1 protein-coding gene is annotated in these 691 nt (G+C 63.0%); it reads right to left on the bottom strand.

Features of this window, described 5'->3' with window-relative positions; translation table 11 throughout:
* Positions 1 to 663 (bottom strand): sensor histidine kinase (locus tag ACXJ3V_RS20245; protein WP_457102153.1); only part of this gene is annotated, 663 nt, incomplete at its 3' end.
* Positions 664 to 691: the final 28 nt, after the last annotated feature.

Raw genomic sequence — 691 nt, 5'->3', positions numbered from 1 at the left:
GCCCAGACCCAGTCCGAGCGAGGCGCGACTGAAGTCCAGCAGATCGTCCAGCAGGGTCTTCATGCGCTTTCCGCTCTGGATCAGCCGCACGGTGTGTCGGCTCAGAGGAGCCTCGGTGGTCATTTTCGAAAGTATTTCGGCCGTAAGGAGAATTGCATTGAGCGGACCGCGCAGATCGTGCCCAAGGACCCCCAAGAAGACATGGCGCCACCGATCCATTTCGGCGGTGAAGTAGGAAACCGACTCCGCCACCGCCTGGTCAATGGCTTCGTTGAAGCGAACCAGGTCATCCTGCATCTCCGGGCCGCCCGCCTTGCCGCCTTCAAACCACAGCCGAAGCACGGAGGCCCGCAAGGCCCGGTATTCAGCCACAAGTTGCTCTATGTCGAAGCCAGCCTTTGCGCGCAAGAGCGCGTGGGTCTGAGCGGCGGTTTCCGGCGCTCCATGGGGGCGGGCCTGCTTACCGAGCGATTTGGCAAGTTGCTCCTCCGCTGTTTGGGCCGAGCGCAGGTCCCGGGCCACGGCAGCGAGGATCATGGGCATGTGATCACGCAGGGCCGCCGAATCCAGATGCGAAGCAGCGGGCAGCATGGTTGCGGCGACTGCCTCCGCGGCCGAGAGAATGGGCTCTACGTTGTCTTCGATGAAGTCCGCCAGACGCATGACAACCTTCCTTGGAGCTGTCCGGGAC

The sequence above is a fragment of the Microbacterium sp. P5_E9 genome (assembly GCF_054049175.1).
The sequence above is the reverse complement of the archived record's forward strand: the minus strand, read 5'-3'. Positions and strand labels throughout refer to the sequence as shown.